Origin of the sequence: Desulfovermiculus halophilus DSM 18834 (assembly GCF_000620765.1) — a bacterium.
GTDB lineage: Bacteria > Desulfobacterota > Desulfovibrionia > Desulfovibrionales > Desulfothermaceae > Desulfovermiculus > Desulfovermiculus halophilus.
This window is the reverse complement of sequence record NZ_JIAK01000054.1, coordinates 1-3,686: the sequence shown is the minus strand read 5'-3', so window position 1 is coordinate 3,686 and position 3,686 is coordinate 1. Positions and strand designations below refer to the sequence as shown.

Sequence of the window (3,686 nt, the reverse complement as noted above, 5' to 3'; positions counted from 1 at the left end):
ACCGGTGAAAGTCGTTGTTTTTTGAAACTCTAGCGAAGCTGTTTTGGGTAAGGGCGAAGGAAGTCTGGTCCTTACAACTCGGAAAACTGACTGAAGGGAGAGCAGATATGGAAAACCGAGGTATTTCATCAAGGGCAAAAAAACTTAAAGACAAGTATTTGGCTACTCCGCCAGGGATTTGCTCTGAACGGGCCAAGATTGTCACGCAGGCTTATCAAGATTATGAGAGTCTGCCTGCAATACTTAGGCGGGCTAAAGTTCTCAAACGGGTTCTTGAAGAAATGTCAATTTGGATTGCAAATGATGAACTCATTGTTGGTAATCAGGCAAAAGTTGCCAGATATTCTCCAATCTTCCCCGAATTTTCGTTTGAGTGGATTCTGGCTGAAATGGATGAAGAACCTTTTGAGTTGCGTGATGCTGATAGGTTCCTTATTGATGAGGAAACTAAGTCCGATCTACGGAAAATTGGGCCTTATTGGAAGGGGAAAACGGTTAATGATCTAATCATTGGCAGACTGCCAGAAGAAACTGCCGCAAGTATTGCAAATTCTGCTGTATATACCTTTGCTCCGAGTGTAGTGAATTACTCAGGAGTTGGTCATTATTCGCCAAGTTATAAAAAAGTAATCACTAAAGGGTTTAATGGAATCAGGCAGGATGCACTTGAAAAGCTCAAGGTGATGGGAATTCCGGCCGATGGAAATGAAGTCGACACGTACAATTTTTTGAAAGCCGTTATCATTTCGTGTGATGCTGCCGTTTCTTTTGCCCAGCGTTATGCTGACTTGGCTAAGCAGATGGCAGTAGAAGAAAGTGATTCTGCTAGAAAAACAGAGTTGTTGAAGATTGCAAGTATTTGCGAAAAGGTACCGGCTAATCCCGCCACAACATTCCATGAGGCTTGCCAAGCCTTCTGGTTTTTCCAATTAATTTTGCAACTTGAATCTAGTGGCCACTCAATCTCACCAGGTCGCTTTGACCAATATATGTATCCCTATTATTCAAAAGACCTATTGACGGGACAATTGGCGCGGGAAGATGCGCAAGAACTGGTGGAGTGTCTTTGGATCAAACTGTCGGAAATTAATAAGATTAGGCCAATTGGAGGTACAAGGACGGCTGGCGGATATCCGATGTTTCAAAATCTAATTGTTGGTGGGCAGGATCGCGATGGCAAAGATGCGACCAACGATCTTTCCTTTATATGTTTGGATGCCTCTCAGAATGTTGGGCTTCACCAACCGTCCATATCTGCGCGTCTGTGGAATGGTACACCTGAGGTACTTTGGAACAAAATTGTGGAGGTAACCAAAAAGGGGCTAGGCATGCCGGCCCTTTACAATGATGAAGTAATAATTCCGGGTCTGCTTAATCGCGGGAAATCAATTGAAGACGCAAGAGATTATGCCATCGTAGGATGTGTTGAACCGGGACCTCAAGGTTATGAATATGGCTGGTCGGGCGGTAATGGAGATCATCCTTACTTTAGTCTTCCAGCCTGCTTGGAGCATGCCATTAACGATGGGAAAAGTTTAAAAACCGGTATGCAAGCCGGTCCCTCAACGGGAAGTTTGGCTGATTTTAAATCCTTCGAAGAAGTGAAGAAGGCCTACGAAAAACAGGTTAAATACTTTGTAGATCATTTCGCAGTCATTACGAACACTGCCGACTTAGTGCACCAAGATGTTGCGCCTTTACCGTTTCTTTCTTGTGGAATGGAATACTGTATAGAAAAGGGCATTGATGTTTCAGCGGGAGGGGCCAAATACAATGCAATTGGTACGGCGGGTGTAGGTGTCAGCAACGTAGGTGATTCCCTTATGGCCATCAAAAAGATGGTTTTTGATGAAAAAGTAGTAAGTGGATCTGAATTGCTTGAGATCTTGAAAAGTGATTGGAGCGGCCAGGAAGTTCTTAGAAATAGAATAATTGCAGAAGTGCCTCATTACGGTAATGACGAGGAAGAGGTAGACGCTATAGCAGCATGGGCTGTAGAAGTTTACTGTAAATTGACAGAGAAATCTGTGGGACCGCGAGGGCCATATCAACCGGGGCTATATCCTGTCTCAGCACATTTATATTTGGGGGATGGTTTAGGTGCATCTCCTGATGGGCGAAAAGCAGGCGATGCTTTGGCGGATGGCATATCCCCGATTCATGGTCGAGACTTGAATGGACCTACAGCTGTATTGAATTCAGTATCTAAAATTGACCATTTGATTAATTCAAACGGAACCCTTCTTAATCTCAAGTTCCATCCATCTGCCCTTGAAGGTGAAACGGGAGAAACTGCTCTTAAGGCTGCATTGAAAGGTTATTTCTCTCAAAAGGGTCTCCACGTCCAGTACAACGTTGTAGATTCTAAACGGCTAAGAGACGCACAGAAAAATCCTGATAAGTATAAGGACTTGGTCGTAAGGGTGGCTGGTTATAGTGCTTTTTTCGTTGGACTTGATCCGGACCTTCAGGAGGACATAATTACAAGAACAGAAATAGAGGAAATTGGTTAGTGTCTTTATAAAGTTTTAAGGAGATTTAAAAATATAGCCGCCCCACAACACCATAAAGGTGTTGTGGGGTCTAGGAGGGGATAGAATGAATTTAAATAGGGGGTCTGATCATATTTCATGTTCTGACCCCCAATTTAAAAAGAAATAGAACTGCAAAAACTAAAATGTTGAGGTTTCTAGGGAAAATATAGATGGGAGATACATTGTGAAAAACGAATCTTCAGGTTTGGTATTTGACATCCAAAGGTATACCTTGCATGACGGGCCAGGGATAAGAACCATGATATTTTTGCAAGGATGTCCATTACATTGTTTTTGGTGTCATAGTCCTGATTCTCAATCATTTGTCGGACGGTTGGCGGTAATGCCAATATTATGTGTTGGTGTGGAAGATTGCGGTGAATGTCTAAAAGTATGTAAGCAAAAGGCCTTAAATAAAACAAAGCCAACCTATTCAAAGATTTTAAAAAAAGATATTACTGCAATAAGTTTAGATCGAAATCTTTGTAGCGAATGTGGAGATTGTGCAAAGGTTTGTTATCCGAAAGCCTTGTATTTTACATCAAAGTCAATGTGCGTTGATGAGGTAATGAAAATTGTAGAGAAAGATAGACTTTATTATGAAAAAACAGGAGGGGGAATAACTATTTCGGGTGGAGAACCCATGGTGCAGAATTTATTTGCATATGAGTTACTTAAAGAGAGCAAGTATCGAGGTCTACATACGGCTCTTGATACATCTGGTTGTGTAGATTGGGGGAAATATGAACCCTTACTTCCTTATGTTGATCTTTTTCTTTATGACTTAAAGATTATCGACGATGAAAAGTCATCTAAATTTATTGGCGTATCAAGTAGCGTGATCTTACATAATTTGTTTAATATTGCCGAAAAAAAAATTCCTATACAAATAAGAGTTCCTGTCATTCCTAGTATCAATGATGATGATGAAAATCTTAAAACCATTTCTCGAATATGCAAAAAATTAGGAGATTCCTTGGATAAAGTCCAATTGCTGCCTTACCACAAGCTCGGTACTTCAAAATATGAAAGAATTGGATTGGAATATAAAATGCCACCCGTTGATCCTCCTTCAAAGTTTGAAATGCAAAGAATAAAGAATTTGTTTGAAAGAGATGGACATAATGTAATCGTTGGTTAAATAAATTATTT

The 3,686-nt window shown here is 40.9% G+C and carries 2 protein-coding genes; both read left to right on the top strand.

The genetic code is table 11. The annotated features are described in order from the left end of the window. The first annotated feature begins 107 nt into the window (after positions 1 to 107). Complete coding sequence (locus N902_RS0114120) at positions 108 to 2,513, top strand: glycyl radical protein (protein ID WP_027371433.1); 2,406 nt, start codon at positions 108 to 110, stop codon at positions 2,511 to 2,513. 205 nt (positions 2,514 to 2,718) lie between these two features. Beyond that, positions 2,719 to 3,675: a glycyl-radical enzyme activating protein gene (locus N902_RS19505; RefSeq protein ID WP_034623026.1), complete on the top strand. Its 957-nt coding sequence runs from the start codon at positions 2,719 to 2,721 to the stop codon at positions 3,673 to 3,675. The last annotated feature ends 11 nt before the right edge of the window (positions 3,676 to 3,686 follow it).

Bases quoted from the DNA above. Each gene is read 5' to 3' on its own strand.
- N902_RS0114120 (WP_027371433.1), top strand. From the start codon at position 108: ATGGAAAACCGAGGTATTTCATCAAGGGCAAAAAAACTTAAAGACAAG.